Source organism: Clostridium sp. AM49-4BH (genome assembly GCF_003478335.1).
Lineage (GTDB): Bacteria > Bacillota > Clostridia > Lachnospirales > Lachnospiraceae > Butyribacter.
In genome coordinates, this window is sequence record NZ_QUFB01000003.1 from 1 (window position 1) to 22,874 (window position 22,874).

The following is a 22,874-nucleotide window of genomic DNA, read 5'->3' on the forward strand; positions in this document are numbered from 1 at the left end:
GTTATAATTCATTTGATGACCTCCCTTTGTATGCGGTAATCCCTGTTACTATTTGCTTTTGACAATCATTAGTATACAGGTAAATCCACGAAGTTACAAAGTGGAGGTCGTTACATATTGTCTAACTACCCAAGAAACGCAAGCTGAATTTCCAAGAATTCTAATTCCAGTCAACTAATTCAATTCACCCCTCCCCCTACTTCAATAACATAGTAAATGAATATCATATTATCTTGCATTTCCCATACCAAATGCTACTGTCATCCATATCTGCCATATATTGCCTATTATATGGGCTTGTAAAATCTTCTGGTATGGGAAGTTTGAGTTTTTAAGAATTTGACATTAAATTTCATATTCCAGCACTTGACAATTATCAATACCAAATGCTGCGTATTCGTCATTCGTCATGTCCACAAAATAGGACTGCACAACGCGGGCTATACCGTTATGCGCAACTAGCAGATACGTTTTATCATCCTTCAATAATTCGTCCAGTAAATTATATACTCTCTGTGCGAGCTGCAGCATGGATTCGCCACCCTCATAATGATTGATAAACTCTCTCTTAGCGACCTTAAACTCTGCGCCATTTCTAGCAGTAGATTCGTATTTACCAAAGTTCTGTTCTTTGAGCCTTGGTTCCTCCACACATGGGATTCCTGTAGCCTCTGCAATATGATGTGCGGTGTCTGCCGCACGCATTAACGGAGAATAACGGATCTCATCTATCTTCAATCCTTGTTCTCTAATCTTACGTCCCAGTTCCATTGCCTGCTCATGTCCCAGCTCTGTCAATGCAATGTCCGTCGCACCACATATTTTATTTTCTACATTCCAAATTGTCTGTCCATGACGTGTAAAATATATTTTTTTCATCCTTATCTTATCCTTTCCTACTACTTTTAAAAACTCAAACTTCGCACATCCAAAGCCGCTGTTCGGTCACATATTGCTTATTATGTCAGCAATAAATATGATATTTTGCAGTCGACAAGATAACTTGTTCTGCCGGCAGCGAACTAAGATAATTGCCGCAGAGCGCAGAGTTTTTGTTTGATTTCTTATTTTGTTATGTCTCTGATGAATACATGCCCGAAGGAGTGTCTGAGATGTCCCGGATTAGCAAGGTATCATCCATTTTTGGACGGGACGCTTTCGCTACACTGCGCTACGTCACGTTACTTAATGTCTCTGAAATACGAGACATAAGTAACGACGAGCGCAAAGTCCCTTTCAAAAATGATGATTACCTTGCTTCCGGGACTTTTAAGTTCCCGAAGGGCATGTAGATCAAACATCAGAGACAACAAAATTTAGAAATCAACAAAAACGAAAATGCGGCAAGGCAATTACTATAGTTCTCTGCTGGCAGAAATAGCTATGTTGTGGCTGCAAAATACATAGTATTCTTTGACATAATAAGCAATATGTGACAACATGATAATTTTGGATGTGCGAAGTTTGAGTTAAAAATCTTAAAATTGGGGGCAAAAATATTTTGCCCCCAACGAATGCCACAGATTACTGCAAGCACATTTTTAATACCATAAATTATTTTTGTTCGGATTCCGATGTTTGTGATGCAGCTTCCTGCTGCGTTTGCGCTGCCGCAGCTTCCACCTCGGCTTCAGTTTCTTCCGACTTGTCCGGTGTGTCAAGCACTAATTCCATCAATTCACCGGCTTGAACCTCTTCCCCATCCTGTACTGTTAAGGATGCGTGAAATCCTTCCGGATCCAGCTTGTATCGAACCACCATTGCGACACTGCGAAGAAGTTTAAGCAAACCACCGATATAAAGAAGTGCAATCGCAATGACCGCTACGATCACCACATCCGGTACAATACGGTACAACAACTTCCATGGGAATATTTTCTTCTGCACAACAACAAGCACTGCCGTAGGTAATACGATCTGGATAAAAATATCCTTGACCAAACGAGCCGCATGAAAACCTGCTGCCGCACGTTTTCTCCAAATCCCGGTCATAAAGATCGGCAGACTGCAACCCACCAATATGATCAAAAGGAGCAGATCAATGAGTCCATGCTGAAGCAGATAACTATTTGACGGAATGTTCGCTGCTTTCTCTCCCAAAAGGATATCCGTTACACCAACGCAGATTTTTTCCATCAACTGTTTGCCGACCAAGTAATCGCCGCCATTAAACAACATGACAAAACCGATTTTTTTGTCCGGTATCAATGCCATCATTGTCATTTGATTTTCCAAAACACCCGACTGATAATACAGATCCGTGCCTTTGTACCGGGTTGCCATCCAGCCCATACCATAGGCTTCTTCAGTTCCATACAAACTATCTTCTTTACTCTTGTTAATAACCGGCACGGTATTTTGTAATACCCCTGCAATATCTTCCGGATTTACGACATCCCCGCCTTCCTTCAGATACATCTGCAAATATTTGCCCATGTCCTTTACGTCAGAGATCATATACCCCGAAGATACCGTTGCCCACTGATCCGATGCATTGTATTGATACTTGGCTGCAACCGGATAACCAAAATAATTTTTATATGCGGGTGACATTTCCTCCTGCATTTCCGGATTTTGGCGCAAGCTGTAAGTGGATGTCATACCGCAAGCATCCAATATATTTTCCGTCAAATATTCTTCGTAAGTCTCACCGGAAACACTTTCAATCAATTCACCCAAAATGGAATAATTCACATATGCATTCTGATAAATGCCTTCTTTGCCCTCGGCCTTCACCTGGTCTAACATCGTTTCTTTTTTGATCCCCGTGGTCTGATGAAGCAATTTTTCGATCGTAACACCCTTCAGCGCACTGTATTTTGGCAAATACGTCGTAATATCATCCTCTAACTTGATCTCACCATCTTCTGCCAGACTCAACACACCTAACGCTGTCATAGACTGTGTCAGATTACCTAACACATAATCAGACTGTGTCTTGCCATCCACACCGAACGTAGCGCTGTAAATTTCTTTTTGATCGCTGACGATCGATACGCTGACCCCTGGCACACTTGCCGCAGATAACTGGTTCATGACATACTTTTCAACATCATATTCATGATATCCGCCTGCCTGTACCGTACTCACTCCGGAAAACACGGTCGCTACGGTAAGCGCCACTGCAGTCATTACTGTATAAAATCTTCTCATGCTGTTCCTCCTTATCGCATTACATAAGACGTATTATATCGAAAAATATGGCGTTCGTAAAGTAGCTAACTCTCCTGACCGTCAAACAACATATAATATTGCAGGATCTTGTATTCCCGGATCCATTGCTGCATGGATTCCGGTGCTTCCTCCAACGTGTAATACCGCCCCTCTGCATCATAACAGCCATTATCAGACAAGGAAGAAATTTCCTGTTGCATCGCCTGTAAGAAACATTGATAAGCACTCATGCTCTGCCCGGTATCTGCAGCCATTTCTGTCGACAAATAGTTCAGCGATATATGATCAATTTCTTTTTCCGTAATATCATAATTCGCCCAAATAAGAAACGGTATCTCGTATTTTTTGAGTGCCTCTTCTTTGGTAAAACCGGCAGGAATCTTTCCTGTCATTTGGAAATAAAAGGAGTCCGGCAAATGAGGCTGATGATCTCCAAAGAAAACGATCACTGCCTGCTCCGGCTGTTTCTCATAATATGCAATTAATTTTTGCAATGCCGCATCCGATTCGTGAATCAGGGACAAATACTGCTCTACCTCCGGATCCGCCTGAAAAGATGTGACCTTGATCGGTTCCTTGAAAGAACTTTTCTTGGTATAGGGATTGTGATTTTGCATTGTCACATTAAACATAACAAACGGCTTATCCCCTTTTTGCTGCTCATAAAGATCAATCATCTTGTCATAATCTGCTTCATCCGAAATCAAACCACGCACCTTCTTTGCTCCCACAAACTCTTCTTTCGTCACAAAAGAATCCACCCCGATCAACGGATAGACACGATTTCGATTATAACCGGATGCATTATACGGGTGCATCGCATAAATGAACGACCCCTGCCTGTTTTTCATGTCCCATAATAGGGACGGCGTTTTGGTATGTATGTATTCCAAATAGGGATTTCCCGGCAAAAATGCTTTCGTACAGCCGGTCAAAAATTCAAACTCCGAGTTCGCTGTATAACCGCCATAAACGGATGACTGTGCAAACCCTTTTACCGTATTTTGCTGCAAGCTGTCCCAAAACGGCATCACGGCTTGGTTTGTCTGAAAATCTCCCCATACACGCAGATCACTAAAGGCTTCGTTCATAATCATGATCAGGTTGGGCGACTGCTCCTGCCCCGTGGAAACTGCCTGTTTTTCATATTGCTGCAATATCTTCTGAGCAGCCGCCTTACTATACCCTTCCGGCTCCGATACCGTATGTACCTGTGCATTGGCAAGGAAATAAACAAAGTAGCCATATTTTTGCATACCGATCTGATGATCCCAATATACCGAACTAACACCATCCATCAAAAGTCCTGAGCCAAACATCCCCACTGTCATCCCGACACATACGATCAATCCGATCAAAGAACCACGCAGTTTCCAAGCAGTTTCCTTCGAAAGCAGCCCACACACTGCAACAATCTGCAACACCGCTACCGCTGTCGCCGCGATCAGGCACGGTATGATCTTAACGGTATACCGCCCCGCCACTGTCATCGCCGTAGAAATAGCGTAAAAATCCATAAATATGATTCCATAGCCACGAAATTGCACTACGAGATAATTGATCCCTCCAATAAGGATCATCAATATTCCACCAAACAATAATGCAGGGCGCATTTTGCGAAAGAAACAAAGCAGCACGCCATAATAGATCATGAACAAAAACATATTGCGTGCAATCCCGTTTACTCCTATTGTGAAAGGATTCGCATCAAGAAATAACTGCATCATACAATACGATGCAAAACTATATAGTATGAAAAAAATAACTTTTGCATACCATTTTTTCAGCATAACATTCCCCCATTCCACGAATTCCAAAAAACGATTCGTTAACAAAAACATGCTAAAACCGCATTCTTCAGAAAATAACAATAGCGTTATTATGCAACGCAAAAGACCCGCCGTCAATACGGCAGGCCCATTTATTTCTTGCTCAAGCTTCGCACATCCAAAATCATCTTGTCGATACATATTGCTTGTTATGTCAAAGAATACTAAGTATTTTGCAGCCACAACATAGCGATTTCTGCCGTCAGAGCACTATAGTAATTGCCTTACCGCATTTTTGTTTTAGGTGATTTCTAAATTTTGTTGTCTCTGATGCTTGATTTACATGCCTTACGGAGAACTCGACGTCCCGGAAGCAAGGTAATCATCATTTTTGAAAGGGACTTTGCGCTCGTCGTTACTTATGTCTCGTGTTTCAGAGACATTAAGTAACGTGACGTAGCGCATCGTAGCGAAAGCGTCCCGTCCAAAAATCGATGATACCTTGCTAAACCGGGACATCTCAGACATTCCTTCAGGCATGTATTCATCAGAGACTTAACAAAATAAGAAATCACACAAAAACTCTGCGTTCTGCGGCAATTATCTTAGTTCGCTGACGGCAGAACAAGTTAGCTTGTCGGCTGCAAAATATCATATTTATTACTGACATAACAAGCAATATGTGATCGAACAGCAGCTTTGGATGTGCAAAGTTTGAGTTTCTTATTAGAGTCTTTCTATCATGTATCTATTAGTTACCAAACAAATCTCCAAATCCGAACCAATCGTTGCCGGATCCGCTGTCGCTGCCGGAACTTCCGTTGTTACCATTGTTGCCATTCTGGCTGTTGTTGCCGTTGTTGCCGATGTTACCATTGCTGCCATTCTGACCGCTGTTGCCATTGCTGCCGTTCTGACCGTTGTTACCATTCTGGCTGTTGTTGCCGGAATTGCCGCTCTGACTGTCATTGTTGGACGATTTGCCGGAACTTAAACCGTTTAATGAACTGGAACCTTGCAGTGTAACTTTCACCTTCTTTTCTTTATACGTTCCAGAATCACTTCTCTGCAAAATGATCTCTACCTGAGTTCCCTTTTTGTAGCTATTGGCTTTTTCCTGCAGACTTTCGATAGAACGGACTTCCATATTATTAATGGATGTAATGATGTCGCCTTTCTGGATGCCTGCTTTGTCTGCCGCACCATTCTTAGATACTTCTGCAACATAAACACCATTTGGCATATTGTAGGCTGCCATCTCGTCAGAAACCGTTCTTCCGCTGATTCCTAAATAGCCTTTTTCACTATCTTTGAGGTTTTCTTTATTCATCAGATCCTCAATGATCGGTTTTGCGACGGAAATCGGGATCGCATATCCAACACCTTCTACTTCAGAAGCTGCGATCTTAGCAGAATTAATACCGATAACCTGCCCCTGCATATTGATCAAAGCACCACCACTGTTACCAGGATTGATAGCTGCATCGGTCTGAATTGCCTTGATCGTATTAGAGGAGGAAGAACTGGAGCTGCCACTCTCAGATTCTGAAATTTCACGATCTTTTGCACTAATATAACCAACCGTTACCGACTGACCATAACCAAGTGCGTTACCGATAGCAACTGCCATCTCACCAACTTTAATCTTGCTCGAATCGCCAAGATCAGCTACGCGGATCTTGTTCATTGTGCTCTCTTTGATCTTAGATGTCTGTACTGCGATAACAGCCAGATCATTGCTGCTGTCTGTTCCTTTTACCGTTGCCTCGTAAATCTGCTCATCAATAAACTGTACAGAAATTGTCTTTGCACCGTCTATAACATGATTGTTGGTTGCGATCAGCAATTCTTTATCATTCTGTCCTACAATAAATCCGGAACCGGCACTGGTCGTATCCTGTCCCTGATACTGCTGTCCAAACAAGTCATAATAGTTCGCACCCTGTGAAGTGCTTGTGATAGCAACGATTGCCGGCATAGTCTGCTCCGCGATACCGGAAACGTCTGTGGATCCTGTCTGCGTAGTCGAAGGAGAAGAGGTGCTCTGTGCTGTGCTCGCACTCTTACCGTCTGTTGTTGACTGCAATTTCGTGGTAGATGATGTTGTCGTAGGCAGGAAGCGATTCGTTACATAGCGAACGCCTTGGAAACATATTCCGGAAACAACACCAAAGATAACGGCACATGCAATGCAAAATGCAATTTTCTTTCCGGTACTTACGCTGCCCGGCTGTTTTGATTTCTTTGCTTTCGGTGGTTTTTGGTTCGGCTGTCTGAAATTCATCTGTGGACCGCCGTTCATCTGCTGTGGACCACCGTTCATCTGTGAACCGTAACCATTCATTTGCTGTGGACCGGCTCCGCTTTGCTGCGCAGATTCATTATTTGGCTGTGCAGCTCCACCGCCATAATAATCTCCGGAGTGTGTGCTTGTGCCCTCTCCATTCTTGTATGAGTAGCTGTAAGTACTGCTCTGCTCTGCCTGTGCGCTTGCGCCCTGCTCAGAAGCAGACTGCGCTGTCTCACTGTAAGCCGCCGCATTTTCTGTTTCTACCTGTGGTGCATCGTTGTGCTCCACCGGATTACCGTACTCACCTGTGTATCCTGAATCTGTTCTTTTGTTCTCTTCCATATCTAACCCTCCATTTCTATTTTACGTCCTCTCGGTATCTTCTCAAAACGAGTCACTCCGAGTGTACATTTTTCGTCGGTCAGATTGTCGAATGTATCTCATACGCTCTAACCATTTACAACTAAGAATCTCATGTGCTGTTCTTAGTTTCTGACTGTAAGTCTACCAGTGATTTGTGTTCTTATTGTGAAAACTTCTTTAAGAAAAAGTTAAATCCCAGTTGGATATTGCGAATAATGGAAGAAAATACTATAATACTGTGGTAGCTGATAGATTAATAAAAGCGGGAGGTTTATATTACATTGATACGAGAAAATCAACGATTATTGAATTTATTTCATATTATAATAGATGCCCTTATTATTGCAGCAGCATTCCTGCTGTCTTACGAACTGCGTTTTAACGAGCTTTGGAGTCCGTTGATCCGTCACCACATTATCAGTCCGCCCATCGGATATTATTTGCGGCTGGATCAATATCTCAACACATTGGTATTTTTGATCCCATGTTTTATCATTATATACCGTTTCTGCGGCTTATATGATCCAAAGCGAACCAACAGCAAACGTCATGAGCTTTACTGCCTGATCAAGGCAAACCTGTTTGGTATCGTATATGGTACAGCAATTTTGTACTTTATCAAACAGACTGATTACGCCCGTCTGTTTTTGACCATGTTTATTATGATCAACCTGACTGCAGATTACATTTTCCGTCTGATCGTAATGAGCATATTGAAGCTGTTGCGCAAACGCGGCAAAAACCTGAAACACATCCTATTAGTTGGATACAGCCGTATGGCAGAGGGCTATATCGACCGTCTTCGTGCTCACCCGGAATGGGGCTATTATGTACACGGTATTTTGGACGATAACAAACCGGTCGGGGAATCTTACCGAAATGTGGACGTGATCGGCAACACCAGACAACTTGCCGATCTGCTTGCTACCAACAAGTACGATGAGATTGCTATCACACTTCGCATCCAGGAGTTTTTCAAACTGGAAAAGATTGTGGCAACCTGTGAAAAATCGGGAATCCATACAAAATTTATCCCGGATTATAATCATATCATCCCGACAAAACCATATACAGAGGATCTGGATGGCATCCCTGTCATTCATGTGCGTCATGTGCCGCTTAGTTCCTCCTTTAACAATGCGATCAAGCGTATCGTTGATCTGTTTGGCGGCGTTGTGGCTCTGATCATATTTGCCATTCCAATGTTACTGTTGTCTCTTATCATCAAGATCACCTCACCGGGACCGCTTATTTTTAAGCAGGTACGTGTCGGACTGCACAACCGTGAATTTGCCATGTACAAGTTCCGTTCTATGCGTGTGCAGGAAGAGTCTGCTGAGAAAAAGGCTTGGACAACAGCCAATGATCCTCGTGTTACCAGCATTGGTAAATTTATGCGTAAGACCAATTTGGATGAGCTTCCACAGATCTTTAACGTGCTGAAGGGTGATATGAGTCTCGTTGGTCCTCGACCGGAAAGACCATATTTTGTCAATAAATTTAAGGAAGAGATCCCGCGTTATATGATCAAGCATCAGGTTCGCCCGGGTATGACCGGCTGGGCACAGGTAAACGGATACCGCGGGGACACATCCATTACCAAACGTATTGAATGCGATTTATATTATGTAGAAAACTGGACACTTTTGTTGGATTTTAAAATACTGTTTTTAACATTCTTTGGACGCAACACCAACAAAAATGCCTATTAATAACAAGAGGAAGGGTTTGATAGAGGTATGGCAAAGGATTATGAAGATTACCGTCGCCGCAATGAGCGTACGCAGGAGGCAGTGCGCCGCAGACGCAACGCTGACTATGCAACACGCCGCAGCGCGGGATATTATGAGGATGAAGATTACAGCGAGCCGGTCAGACGAGCTCGTCAGACTGGTTCGACAAAAAGATCAGTACCAACGCAAAGCGCAGACAAACTACGAGATCGGGCAACTCAACCGGCAGCCGAAGTCATAGCGCACGGTCCGGCAGTTTCATCGGCAGCCGCAGTCATAACGCACGCTCCGGCAATGTAACAGACAGCCGCAGACGAGATATGCGCTCTGTTGGTGCAGCAGGTAGACGTAATAAGAAACGCCGCCATCCGATCCGCCGTTTTTTACTATGCCTTTTACTGATCGTTGCTTTATGTGTCGGCGGCATATTTGTTTATTTGGTAAAATCACTGAATACGATTGAAAATCATCCGCTATCAGATGTGACACTTTGCGGGGAACAGGATGCAAATATCAAGAATTACACCAATATTGCCCTGTTCGGCGTGGATTCCCGTGCCAACGACCTAAGAAAGAATACACGAAGTGATTCCATTATCGTAGCAAGCATTAATAATAAAACACACGACGTCAAGTTAGTGTCCATTTATAGGGACACTTATGTAAAAATCCATGATCATGGCTGCACTAAGATCAACCACGCTTATGCGTATGGCGGTCCTGATCTTGCCGTCAATACACTCAACAAAAACTTTGATCTGAATATTAAAGATTTTGTCACGGTAAACTTTAGTGCTTTAACGAATGTTATTGACGAATTGGGCGGTGTTGAACTCACGATCAAAAAAGAAGAGTTAAAATGGGTAAACGCCTATGGTCACGACGTTGCAAAGATCAATGGTCAAAAATATACCAAGATCAAGCATCCCGGCAAACAGACAGTGACCGGCGTACAGGCTACCGGCTACTGCCGCGTACGCTATACAAAGGGTGGCGATTTCACCCGTGCAGAACGACAGCGAACCGTCCTTCAGGCTATTTTTGCCAAGGCAAAAAAATCGAGTCCTACTGCGCTGATCTCTGCCATGAATAAGATCTTTCCGCAGATATACACCAGCCTATCGACATCGGACATCCTGTCACTCATGAAGTACCTGCCTTTTTATGAGATTGGCGATCAACAGGGATTTCCGTACAAATTAAGCTGTCACCGCGGGCGGGACGGTATATATTATGACTTCCCAACGACACTCGTATCCAATGTAAAGAAACTGCACAAAGAACTGTTTGGAACCGACAATTACGAGCCAAGCAAACTTGTACACACGATCAGCAAAGAAACCAGCAATTAGCTTTACGATAGTGGTTTCATGACCACTGTGGGGGATTGACTATGAAGATTCGTACCAAACTTATTATTGCCTTTTTGATCATGATCTTATTTCCATTTGGCATGAGCGTACTTTGCGTACACTTCGTGATGGAACGACAGACAACATTTCTCAAAAGCAACTACGATATTGAATCTTCGGACTACGAATTATCTCTCAATCCGATCACGATCATCTTTAATGTAACGATGAACGACTATGTTGCCCTAGTGCAGACGGCAGACCAGAATCCGGATCGCTTTTACGATACTGATTATCTCCAGAAAGCAAATGACCATTTGGCAAGCCGCGACTCGTTCCTTATTTTGAAAATAGACGGTAAAGTAACATTCACCGGCAATTCTAAGCAGCACAAAAGAATGGAAACGCTCCCAGGCTTTATTAAATATGAAAAAGGTACCGACAACATTGTATATATGGATCAAGGTGCTTCAATGGTAACTAAGAAAAAAGACTTTTACTTCTCCAACGGAACACAGGGACAGCTCTTTTTGGTGACCAATTTAGCATCTCTGGCACCTCATTGGAAAAAAGCGATATTTGATCTGATCTACTCTTTCTTAGCGATTATTTTGATCACCGCGCTGCTCCTCGTGATCTGGCTCTATCGAAGTATCGCATATCCGATCAGCATACTGCGCATTGCCACGATTCAAATTGGTGCCGGTAATCTGGATTACCCGATCCATCCGATATCGTCGGATGAAATTGGTGAATTATGTCAGGAATTCGAGGAAATGCGTATTCGCTTAAAATCTATGATGGATGAACGTATTCATTACGAGGACGCCACCCGTGAAATGCTAAACAACGTATCTCATGATCTAAAGACGCCATTAACAGCGATCAAAGGGTATTCCGAAGGACTGTTGGACGGCATAGCGGGCACCGAGGAAATGCAGCACAAATATCTGCATACTATTTATGCCAAAGCAAACGATATGACCTATTTGGTCGAAGAACTTTCTCTATTTGCCAAAATGGAACAGAGCAGACTTCACTATGATCTCATTCCAATCAATCTGTCCGATTACTTTACGGATTGTATGGAAGATCTTTCCCTTGATCTGCAGAGTTACGGCATGACATTGTCCATGTTTAACTCTACGCCGCCAGACACCAAGGTGATGGCAGATCCCGAGAAATTAAAACGAGTGATCTTTAACATCGTGAATAATGCTGAAAAATATATGGATCATTCACCGTCTACCCTGCACGTTATTATCACCGAAGAACCCTCTAAACCGGAGCAGCCGCCATTGTATCGACAGCTCAATAAGGACGGTTCCGAGATTGAGCCGGCATTGCCACCAGACGAATTTATACGGATCCACATTGAGGATGAAGGCCCCGGCATTGCCGCAGCCAGTTTACCATATATATTCCAACAATTTTACCGCGCCGATGCCTCTAGAACTTCATCAACAGGTGGAAGCGGTCTGGGACTCTCCATCGTCGAGCAGATCATTTCTGCACACGGCGGTAAAGTGTGGGCTGAAAGTGTAGAAGGCGTTGGAACGAGCATTATATTTACCCTGAAAAAAGCAAAAAACACTGATTTATCCTAAGGAGGTACATTCATGAGCAATATTTTGATCATTGAAGATGACACTGCCATTGCAGAATTAGAAAAAGATTATTTAGAATTAAGCGAATTTCATGTAGAGATCGAACATGAGGCAGTGAGGGTGCTGCCAGAGCTATCGATGAAGATTTCGACCTGATCTTACTGGATCTGATGTTACCCGGCATGGATGGTTTCGAGATCTGTAAGCTGATCCGTGAAAAGAAAAACACACCGATCATTATGGTTTCCGCCAAAAAGGAAGACATTGATAAGATTCGCGGTTTAGGTCTGGGGGCTGATGATTACATGACCAAACCGTTCAGTCCAAGCGAACTGGTAGCTCGCGTCAAAGCGCACCTGTCCCGCTACAAACGGCTCACCTCTGCCGGGCAGGAGACAAATGAAGTCATTGAGATCCGCGATCTGGTTATTGATAAAACAGCCCGCCGCGTCATTCTTGCCGGTGAAGAGAAAACATTTACCACCAAAGAGTTTGATCTCCTCACCTTTTTGGCAGAACATCCAAACCATGTTTACTCCAAAGAAGAACTCTTTAAGAAGATTTGGGAAATGGAATCTGTCGGTGACATTGCAACTGTTACCGTACACATCAAAAAAATACGCGAAAAGATCGAAGAAAACACCTCAAAGCCAAAATATATTGAAACGATCTGGGGCGTCGGATATCGTTTCCGCCTCTGATCCCTTTCGTATATTAGATATTATTTGCATCTCTAATTGCATTTCAGGGATTGGATCGCAGTTCCGTCTCTAAACCATTGTTTTATTTATGATGCAGTTTTTCTTCCAGCCGGCGCAGCCGTTTTGCGGCCTCCGGCTGTTGTTTTTCCAGACGCTTTTCCAACTTCACACGGCTAGCCTTCAATTTCTCTAAAATCTCAGGATTATCCTGTTGCAGCTGTCTGGCAATATGACGACGACGTTTTTCGATCAATTCCAGCACAACTCTGCGATTATGTTCTTCTGTCATATGCTCCGGTAATTCGTCCATATGAAGTTCCATACGACGCAGGAATTCATCCTCATCGATCGCACCAAGCGTATGCCATGTTTCCATCAACTCCTCAATTCCCTGCTCAGCCAACTGCTCGAGATCCGGCATCTGATGGATATGTTCCAACACAATATGCACACGCCGCTCAATCTCATTAACCGTATCTTCTCCAAATGCCCACGCAAATTCTTCCAAAGTATTTTCTGCTTCTGCCGGAATATTCATAATAAACTGTCGTTTCTGCTCCGGCATTGAAGTTACCGGATAAGGCTCCCTAATACCTGCATCATGTAAAGCAGCCGTAATTGTTCTGCGCACATATCCTTTTTGGATCATCTGCCCTTTACCAAGCTTTCGCAACTTAGCGTTGATCCCCTCGTGATGCTCTGTCATATAAAATGCAATGCCTCTGCCCTGCAGACTGTCTGCAAGCTGTTCCAACCGATCCGCCGCTGTAATATCAATATTTGTGACAGCTCCGGCATCGACAATGACCACCTTTGTGTCATCCGTAATACTTTGCTCAATATCATCCACAAAAATTTTGACATTTGCAAAAAATAAACTCTCACTGAACTGATACATAACAACATGATCGATCGGATACGCAAAACGATTTTTGGCGCGGTCATAAAATCCATCCCGCCCCGGAATAATCCCCAAAAAGCAGCGTGGAGGATCTGTTTCACGCAGAATGACTTCTACAAAAGATAAGATAATACCAATGATAACGCCGTAAATTGTTCCAAGCATCAGTACACCAAAGAAAGCTGCCATATAAATATAAAATTCAATCCGACTCACGCGGAATAATCTCACCGCCAGATCAAATTCCACCACTTTCATCAAGGCTGATATCACGATAGCGGTAAGCACCGGCACCGGCAAATACCCTATAAATCCGGTACCAAACAGCAACACACATACCATTGTCAAACTCGCTGTGATCGAAACTAACTGCGTTTTGCCGCCATACTGGTCATTCATGGAAGTACGTGAAATACTCCCGTTGACCGGACAGCATCCAACAACGGCTGCACCAAAATTTCCGACAGCACATGCCAAGATTTCACGATTGTCTTTGATCTTATATCCATTTTGAAAAGCAAAGTTATTTTCAGAAAGCAGCGTTTCTGCCATCACCACCACTGCCACGATAAGTCCTCTTCCGACGGCCTGCGTCATGTTTACTCCGCCCAGATCCGGCAGATGAAATGACGGGAGACCGTTTTTTACATCTGCAAGCATACGCACGCCATATTGCCCTAAGGAAGCATATTTCGTCAAAAGCACACCCGCCACCATCACAACAACGACCATCGGAAACTTCGGCGCTATTTTACGGCTTATTACAATGATCAGCAAAGAAGCACACCCCAATACTACTGACATCCCATTCACGTGATGCATAGTTTTCCATAAATGGTGCAATAGTTCCGGAAGCTCCCCTGTTCCGGAGGAAGCACCAAGTACCTTTGGTATTTGCATCAAAATGATCGTCACAGCAATGCCACTGACAAAACCACCCATGACCGGTGTCGATATAAAATCTACCATCTTTCCGGCTTTCAATACATAAAACAGCAACAACCACAATCCGGTGCATAAGGCGATCATGGAAATATAATCAATCGCTTCCGCAGATCCAAATGCAATTCCAAGGGAGCTCACACTGGCGCCAACAATTGCTGCCGGTGCGGCATCCACGCCAAAGATAAACTGTGGCGATGTCGAAAAGCAGGCAAATAAAAGAATCGGAAGTACCGAACCATACAGCCCATAAACGGCCGGAAGGCCCGATACTTCCGCATATCCCATGGCGATCGGAATAGACACTGCCGCCATTACAACGCCCGCGATCAAATCCTTTGCCAAATAATTCTTTTTATAATTATGTAATGTAGTAAATAAACGCATAAACAATCCTCCCATCTCAGACGTCTTTGTCAGCAACCGCATCAAGGCCGCAGCAAAAGGTATCCGTTGTCTGACATGCTCACTTGTCTATCATTTTACCACATTTTTTGACGATCTGCAGGCAAAATCTATTCCTACGGATTTACTACATCGCATGACCTGCCGTCAAAACCTGTTCCTGCGCCATATTTACCGCATCACATAATTCGCCAAAATAAAACATCTCATCTTCCTGATAGCAGGCTGCCAGCAATGCATCCAACTCATACATTGGATTCCATTTACGCATACCACATGCTGCAAATGTGCTGTTGACCATGTCACGAAAAACATCTAGAGCTTCTCCCTGCTCATATCTGCTCTCTTTTTGCTCGATCGAACTTTGATATTGCTTTTGTGCAACATACAGTATCATCGGCAGAAAATCCTCGCGCTGAATGAGCTGGCATCTTCGATGATGTTCTTTGCTGAATTTCTCGACCCAGACCTTAGCCTCCAAGACCGTCTCCGCATAATAACTATCCTTCGTGTAATCTGCAATAAATCGACCGATCCATTCCGGGCAAGCCTCCTTTGACTCCATATCGGAAAGTACATTCAGCGCAATATTGGTGCGTATTTCCCGCTCTTTCTGTAAAGGAGTATTTAGCATATCCGACAAATGTTTGGACGTTAATTCCGGCAGGGGTGATTGCTTTACCTCATTTGAAAACAGTTCAATGATCGTAGAATTATACGCCTTCTTAGAATTGACCATATGATTCAATTCGTGAAGCATTTCCAATACATCATTATTTACATCTTTTTTCTTGCGTCTGGCTCCGGCGATATATTTCTCGATCAACTGATACTCCTTTTCAGATTCCGCAGAACATTTCATCCTGATCCATGTTGCAAAATCTGTCTCGCGGATCAGATTATCCAGGCTGCGTTTTGCATCCTCTCTGATCACGTCTATTATCATATATTTGTAAGTATTCAGATAGTCTAGAGTTGTCAGACTATATCCCTTGAAAAATTGGCTGTTTTCCCGCATCCACTTCATGAATGCCTCTTTGCTGCTGTTTTTATGATAGGCAAACTCCTGCATGAGCTGATTCGTACTATGCGTATGTATTAATTGCGTCTGCGTTTGGAACGATTTCTCATAGCCATCGATCATCTTAAGTGCCTGTTCATAAGAATAATGATGATCCAAACAATATAAAAAGATAACTTCTCTGTAATCATTATACTGTGCCGCCGGCTGACCAATTCCTTCCTGCAGAAAATGATTCAACCGCTGCACACTAAATCCCAAACAAAAGCTGATCATGTATGCCTGAGCTCGATTTGGCGTAGCCATACCATTGATCCCAAACCACCGGCGCATTGTTGGTCTGGAAGCCGGATATGGTTCGGTCAGCTTATTCATCATAATGCGGAATGCCTTTTTACGGTCTGCTTCTTCCTTCCCCTCCACACCCATGAGTTCCATCATATACCAACTACTCTCCCGGTGCTTTTTCTTCAGGATATCTTTTACTTCCGCATAAAATTTCTTTTTTGATTCATCGCGTCTTGTTGTATTCATGCCGTACGTTCTCCATTTCTTCTTACTGTCTTTATTCATTAAGGAATGACACCAACAAACTTTTTCTTAGACTTGGAAGGTTTCTTCGTCGCTGTTACAGTTCTCTGTGGAGATACTGCTTCCTTGGATCTTGCAGTGCTTTTTGGCTTAACAGTCCGCTTCGGTTTCGCTGACTTTTTTGGTTTCGTGGTGCGCTTTGGCTTTGCCGTTTTCTTTGGCGTCACTGTCTGCTTTGCATCCGCTGTCTGTTGCGGATCCCCCACTGTCGATGTTGCGGGATTGTTCTTCTGTGCCCCTGCGGAAGCTTTCGCATTCGTCTCATCCGCATGATCGGTACTAATCGCCTGTCCGGAAGCAGTCTTTGATTCTGTCATGCCTGGTCTGCCTGACGCCACAGGTGATCCAATGGCTGACAATTTGCCGCCCGTTGTCAAAAGCGCACAGACAGCTAACACTCCTGCCAACACCACTGCGCCCCCTGCCAACAGTACGCGTTTGCTCTTGTGCTGAAAATACAATACCACTCGCTGCACCCAGCCTCTCGATTCATACAGTGCCGCTTCTAATGATTCCATGCTTTGAAATCTGCGATTTGCTTTGACCGCCATGCCTCGCATGATCGCATCCTCTTCTGTCGCAGACAACCGAATATGTGGCATATCCCGCAACAGCTTGATGTCATCATGGATCATTCGCTCAATCGACTCGTTTGGCACGATCCCTGTCAACATAAAATACATTGTCGCACACAAAGAATACACGTCAGACCAAGCTCCCCAATTACCTCTGCCGCGATACTGCTCCTCCGGCGTATATCCGCGCTTAAATAACACCGTCATGCTCTGTGTCATAGTCTGACGTTCTGCTCTGGCTGACCCAAAATCAATTAAGACTAACTCTTCCTTTTGATTGACTAATATATTATCCGGGCTGATATCTCTATGAATGATCCCTGTCTTATGGATCGCAGATAATGCTTTGATCACCGGATGTATCATTTGGAGTACACGCTCTCCGGCAATCGGACCGTGCTCTTTGATATATTCTTTTAGCGTGATCCCGTCTACATATTCCATAACCAAATAAGCTGTTCCATTCGCATAAAAGAAATTAATAACAGAAACCACGCCGGCGATGCCGTGAAACTTTGCTAAGATCTTTGCCTCATTATAAAATTTTTCCAGACCATTCTTGTAACTTTCGTCCTCGTCCCCGGCATACACATATACCGTGTTTCCCGTATCACTTTCCTCTTCCAACATATCTCTGCTCACATGATTGATCGGAAAATATTCTTTAATCGCTACAATCTGGTCGAGAAGCATATCCCTGCCAATATATGTAATTCCAAAGCTCCCCTCACCGAGAACTCTGCCTATCAAATATCGTTCTTTTAATATACTCCCCAGACGAATGCAACGTGGTGCTCTATCATAACTTTCCAGAGAAAACCCACACAGTGGACAAGTTGATCTTTTGTCTTTTCCCTTGGGAAAGGCTTTCATGCACCCCATGCAGTATGTCATTCGTTCTGTTGTCATACGCTGTCCATCCTTGTTATTCATTACTTATGCTTACATTTTTAAGAATAGTATATCACAAATTCGCAACGCAAGGGAGCTTGTTCACTTGCGCAGAATTTGTGAACGACAAAATCATAAAGTGCAATGCACGACAGATGCGAAGCATCTGGATTTTGGAGTTATTATATCATACATCAATTAGCCTTTTTATTAAACTCGCAAATCCGCTCCTTCAGAGCTTATTCGCTTGTTACACAAGCTTATTTGCTCGTTAATGAGCCCAGAAAAACAAATGTCTGCTTCGCAGCCGCTTGTTTTTCTCTGAGGCTCATTATATCACAAACTTGATACCCATTAAAATTTTTCCGTTTTTTTCATTCTTCATCGTATCGACACTTTCGCAACATTAGAATACACACTTTTTACTTTTTTTCCTCGCACTTTTCGATAGGTCTTCACCCGAAAATAATATGTTTGTCTGCGACTGCTGCAGCGTATACGAAAACGACGGCGATTTTTTCGGATCGAACTGGATGTTAACGGCAGTCTCTTCCAACCTCTTTTTTTCATGCGGTAATAAATTATAACATTTGTGCCCTTGTATTTACACAATCGCAGCGAAATATAACGGATCACACCGACCCGTCCTGCACCTGCTTTGATCTTTGGACGTATCATATTATTGGCAGCCTTTTGTCTGGATGCCGTCATCTTTTTGGATATTGCATTTTTCTTTGGTTTTGATTTCGCTGTCGCACGTGGTTTCACGGTTGGTCTGATCGTTGGTTTGACCGTTGCAATCGGAATTATCCCCGTTGAAGCATCAATGTCCTCTTGCGTGATCGTATCATTGGCTACCTTTTTACCCGTCATCGGATCCCGATATGTTCCGTTTTTCAGATCATTGAGCGCCGCCTTGAGACCGGTGATCGTAAACGTGATCTCTATGCTGTCCATCGGTACCGCAATATTGCCATATCTGGCAGCCGCATATAACGGTCCGCAAGTTTCCCAGCAACATGTCAATGCATAACAGGCAGCGTCCTCGTTTTCCAATAAAACCGGAGTAAGTCCTTGTTCTACCGTCACACCATCTACTTTCAGAGAGACATTAGAAATGTTAACTCCGGAATAGATTCCTGTCCCATTTTTCTCTGTCTTCACAGACAGATCCGTTGCGATCTGCAGTATATTATACTTTTGAGACGCGCTTAAATTAATTCCACTAATGCCAACCGTATACTCACCATCCCGGTTAATAAACACATCTTTCACGGTTGTCGTTGCCGCATCCACTTCCTTACCATTTGCTCGAATATATGAATAACTGGATAGGTAGGTGTCTTTGGTAAAACTACTGCGATAATCCCAAGTCGAATCCATCTGGTAGGATACATAGGCGTGTATGCCTTTCTGCGCCCAAAGCTCGTGATCGATATACGGTGCCGGCGTTGCCGTTGGCTTCTCGTGCGCGTTCCCATTCGCATTTCCATTTCCATTCGTATTGGTATTCTTTGAAACGTCGGATACCGTAAACGCCACCTCGATGACAGAGCCGGCGCCTAACGTCAGTATCTTTTCGCTGAACAGATCGATCATATCCCATTCATTAAAACCATATGACGTATACTCTTCTCGATAATTGTTGCAATAATCAGCAACATAATAATGATATGCCAAATACGGATTTAGAATCGTTGCTGCGTAATTTTTTTCTTCATCCGAATCACGATATCCCCATAAACTTCCCGGGTGCAACAGTTTTCCATTAGAAAAAGAATACTCGTTCTTCTGTGTACCGTCCGCAGATGTGATCGTCATACCGGTAACGTCTACTTTCATCTTGCTTCCCGAATACAGATTGGTATCCAGCCAGATCATCTTCATTCCATCATCCAATGCTGTCGTGTAAGAAATGGTATAATCTCCCTCTTTTGTGATCTGCATCACATCTGTAGTTGTAAAATCTGCAAAGATCACCTCATCCCAATTCTCTGACACATAACTGATCCCTACACGAAAGTCATCGTCTTTCCCCTGGAACTGCTTTGTCGCTTCATAATTTGGCGTACCACACACTGTCTCATTTTCCTCAGCCGCCGCTTTTTGGATCATGCTATTTGAAAAACCTGGCATCGAACACAATAATGCCAGTACCACAATACACGCAATTCGCCTTTGTCTTATTTTCATAATGCTCCCCTTACCATAATTCTACTCATTCACCATAAAAATCTACAGGATATTTCCATCCGTTCAGATTAAACTCCTTTTATTATACCGATAATCGCCAGCCGATACAAGAAGCAAAAAAGCAAAGCCAGCGCTTTTATCACACTACACAACAGCAATTTCCTATTAAAGCAAAAAAGCATAGTCTTTTCGATCTCTCGAATTGACTATGCTTTTTAGAAAGAGGGTTTATAAGTATTGTCCGCACAGGATCATTGTTCCTGTGCGGAACACAGGACAAACAAGATAACTCTCTTATTTCTTGATCTTTATCTTCTTCGTTTTACTGTATGGACCAAATATCTTCTTTCCCTTTTCATCTAATCGGTAAGCGCGTACACGAATATAATAGGTCTTCTTTTTCTTCAGCTTCTTGATCGTCAGTTTTCTCTTCTTCGTCAGTTTCGTTTTAGCCTTTTTGAACTTTTTGTTCGTGCTATACTGCACGCAGTATCCATTCGCTCTGGCAACTACTTTCATGGAAATGACTAACTTCTTGGAAGCCTTGTTCTTAACCGATAAGAATCTCGCTTTGCCAACGACAATCTTTGGTGCCGCCTTTTTCGGCTTATCACTTGGTTTTACAGTCGGTCTCACCAGCGGCGTATGTGTTGGTTTGACAGTCTGTGTTGGCACCGGTCTCTTCGTCGGCTTAACAACCGGTCTCTTCGTCGGCTTAACAGTTGCAACCGGATTCTGTGTCGGCTCGCCACTAGGAGATGGGGTCACATTTGGATCATCTTCCGGCTCCGGTGTCGGAATGACAACCGGATCATCACCTTCCATCTCATAGGAAACATCAGGCGTTGCATCCATTCCAACATCATACGTCTTGCCCTCCTCTGCTCCCAACGTGACATTGATCTTTTTCGTCTCGATACCATTGGATACGATAATGGTTCTTGCAACCTTCTTCTCGTAACGATTATATACATCCAATGCTTTAAGCTTTCCATCTTCAATGACTGAAGTAAACGTCAATGGTCTGTCATACTGCTTCGAAGGTTTTACAATACTAAAGGCTGCCGTATTATCGATCAGATTCAGTTCCTCTGCTGCAGCACTGCCATTGTATGCTGTTGCCTGCAACGATATTGATACATTCTTGGCTTCACTGGTAAATTTCGGTGTGTAGTTAAACTGTAACACATATTCACCACGGTTGATCGCTTCCATAGCATCTTTACCACTAATAACGATCAACTTCTTATCCTCATCAAATGATGCACCGGCAGTTGTCGGCTTCACAGTCACTGCTTTCTTATCGACAGATGTCAAGGCAACACGGATCGTATCATCCTCTGTCAACGCCTTTGTACCGGCATTGCTGATAACGACCTGTACAATACGCTCTCCACCTTGCAGATTCTCTACCACTTCCGGATTACCAAGTACCATATCCGTACCAAGCAGCGTTAACTGTGCCTTCGCAGTTGCTCCATTGTCTGCTGCAACCTCAAAAGTCTCATTTTGCAAGGTATTGCCAAGTGTGTAACTAAAGCTCACCTGACCACGCTCTCCACTCTCCAAATGAATTGGAAGCGCATCCGCAACCGTTGTACCTGACTGTTTCACTGTGACAGAATCCATAGCCTTCCGTCCGGCATTCGCAAAGGACAGTGTCACATTGATCGTACTATTCTGCTCCACGTTCTGTCCAAAAGTATCTGCCGATACCTCTGATAACTCATTCTGAATGGTCTTCGTACCGGTGATCAGTCTTGCCGGCTGCTCCTCGTCCTTTGTCTGCGTCAGATCGGTATCTTTCGTCGTCTCAGACTGTGTTGATGTCTGCGCACATGAAACTGTTGTAAAACGGTCACCATCTACTACCACACTGCCTCCTACCAACATCTCATTAGCAGACGCCGTACCAGTAATCTCGTACTGCATCGACAGTGTACCCGTCTTTGCATTCAAGTATTTCACATACGTATGCATCTTAGAGTCATCGCCTGCCGACTGCCAATACACAGCAGTGTCACTGATCGTATCTCCACCTTTGGCAAAATCAAAATTCTCCGTAACTTCTCCGGAGTCTTTCATAGAAACTGCATTAGCACTGCCATCTTTTTGATACCCCTGTAATGCCAAATACGAATCTGTAAGTTCACCTTTTTTGTATTCCGACTGCTTCCATGCTGCTAAGAACATACCACCGTCGTTCGTTACATATTTCACACGTGGCTGCGTCTCTCCCGCATCATTACAGGTAATTCGGTTTACACTCTTCTGGGCTCCATCCTTCACAATATATGAATAAAGCTCTCTCTCCTGCACCTCTTCACTGCTGCCCATGGTTGCCAATACCATCGCCGTACCATCGT

At 43.6% G+C, this 22,874-nt stretch carries 13 protein-coding genes and 1 pseudogene; 5 read left to right on the forward strand and 9 right to left on the reverse strand.

Annotated elements, in window-relative coordinates; genetic code table 11:
- Positions 1-345: 345 nt before the first annotated feature.
- The 4 genes from DW981_RS01445 to DW981_RS01465 all read right to left on the reverse strand — a co-directional run bounded on the left by DW981_RS01445 (position 346) and on the right by DW981_RS01465 (position 7,575).
- Entirely contained in the window at positions 346-879 is a 534-nt protein-coding gene (locus DW981_RS01445; RefSeq protein ID WP_118506517.1) for a histidine phosphatase family protein, read from the reverse strand.
- Between the two features lie 675 nt (positions 880-1,554).
- Entirely contained in the window at positions 1,555-3,153 is a 1,599-nt protein-coding gene (locus DW981_RS01455; protein WP_118506519.1) for a serine hydrolase domain-containing protein, read from the reverse strand.
- A 65-nt stretch (positions 3,154-3,218) separates the two neighbouring features.
- Positions 3,219-4,964, reverse strand: a complete 1,746-nt coding sequence (locus DW981_RS01460) for a sulfatase-like hydrolase/transferase (protein ID WP_182434068.1) — start codon at positions 4,962-4,964, stop codon at positions 3,219-3,221.
- A gap of 730 nt (positions 4,965-5,694) precedes the next feature.
- Complete coding sequence (locus DW981_RS01465) at positions 5,695-7,575, reverse strand: trypsin-like peptidase domain-containing protein (RefSeq protein ID WP_182434069.1); 1,881 nt, start codon at positions 7,573-7,575, stop codon at positions 5,695-5,697.
- Positions 7,576-7,877: 302 nt separating this feature from the next.
- Here DW981_RS01465 and DW981_RS01470 point away from each other — a divergent pair, with 302 nt between their 5' ends.
- The 5 genes and pseudogenes from DW981_RS01470 (at position 7,878) to DW981_RS01490 (ending at position 12,989) form a co-directional block, all read left to right on the forward strand.
- Positions 7,878-9,308 (forward strand): undecaprenyl-phosphate glucose phosphotransferase, encoded by a 1,431-nt coding sequence (locus DW981_RS01470; RefSeq protein WP_118506521.1) that lies wholly within the window; start codon positions 7,878-7,880, stop codon positions 9,306-9,308.
- Positions 9,309-9,335: 27 nt separating this feature from the next.
- On the forward strand, positions 9,336-9,629 hold the full coding sequence (locus DW981_RS01475; protein WP_118506522.1) for a hypothetical protein: 294 nt from the start codon (positions 9,336-9,338) through the stop codon (positions 9,627-9,629).
- A 20-nt stretch (positions 9,630-9,649) separates the two neighbouring features.
- A complete protein-coding gene (locus tag DW981_RS01480; protein WP_118506523.1) occupies positions 9,650-10,681 on the forward strand; it encodes an LCP family protein in 1,032 nt (343 codons plus the stop codon).
- Between the two features lie 41 nt (positions 10,682-10,722).
- On the forward strand, positions 10,723-12,288 hold the full coding sequence (locus DW981_RS01485; RefSeq protein ID WP_022025431.1) for a HAMP domain-containing sensor histidine kinase: 1,566 nt from the start codon (positions 10,723-10,725) through the stop codon (positions 12,286-12,288).
- A 12-nt stretch (positions 12,289-12,300) separates the two neighbouring features.
- A pseudogene (locus DW981_RS01490) lies at positions 12,301-12,989 on the forward strand (response regulator transcription factor).
- A gap of 82 nt (positions 12,990-13,071) precedes the next feature.
- Here DW981_RS01490 and DW981_RS01495 read toward each other — a convergent pair.
- The 5 genes from DW981_RS01495 to DW981_RS01515 all read right to left on the reverse strand — a co-directional run bounded on the left by DW981_RS01495 (position 13,072) and on the right by DW981_RS01515 (position 22,860).
- The gene (locus DW981_RS01495) at positions 13,072-15,219 is read right to left on the reverse strand and encodes a SulP family inorganic anion transporter (protein ID WP_243034630.1); all 2,148 of its coding nucleotides are present in this window, start codon (positions 15,217-15,219) and stop codon (positions 13,072-13,074) included.
- A gap of 145 nt (positions 15,220-15,364) precedes the next feature.
- Positions 15,365-16,792 carry a hypothetical protein gene (locus DW981_RS01500; RefSeq protein ID WP_118506524.1) on the reverse strand — a complete coding sequence of 476 codons (1,428 nt, stop codon included), beginning with the start codon at positions 16,790-16,792 and terminating at the stop codon, positions 15,365-15,367.
- A gap of 38 nt (positions 16,793-16,830) precedes the next feature.
- A complete protein-coding gene (locus DW981_RS01505) occupies positions 16,831-18,333 on the reverse strand; it encodes a serine/threonine-protein kinase (protein WP_182434070.1) in 1,503 nt (500 codons plus the stop codon).
- 363 nt (positions 18,334-18,696) lie between these two features.
- Positions 18,697-20,508 (reverse strand): hypothetical protein, encoded by a 1,812-nt coding sequence (locus DW981_RS01510; RefSeq protein WP_118506526.1) that lies wholly within the window; start codon positions 20,506-20,508, stop codon positions 18,697-18,699.
- Positions 20,509-20,802: 294 nt separating this feature from the next.
- Positions 20,803-22,860 carry a hypothetical protein gene (locus DW981_RS01515; protein ID WP_118506527.1) on the reverse strand — a complete coding sequence of 686 codons (2,058 nt, stop codon included), beginning with the start codon at positions 22,858-22,860 and terminating at the stop codon, positions 20,803-20,805.
- Positions 22,861-22,874: the final 14 nt, after the last annotated feature.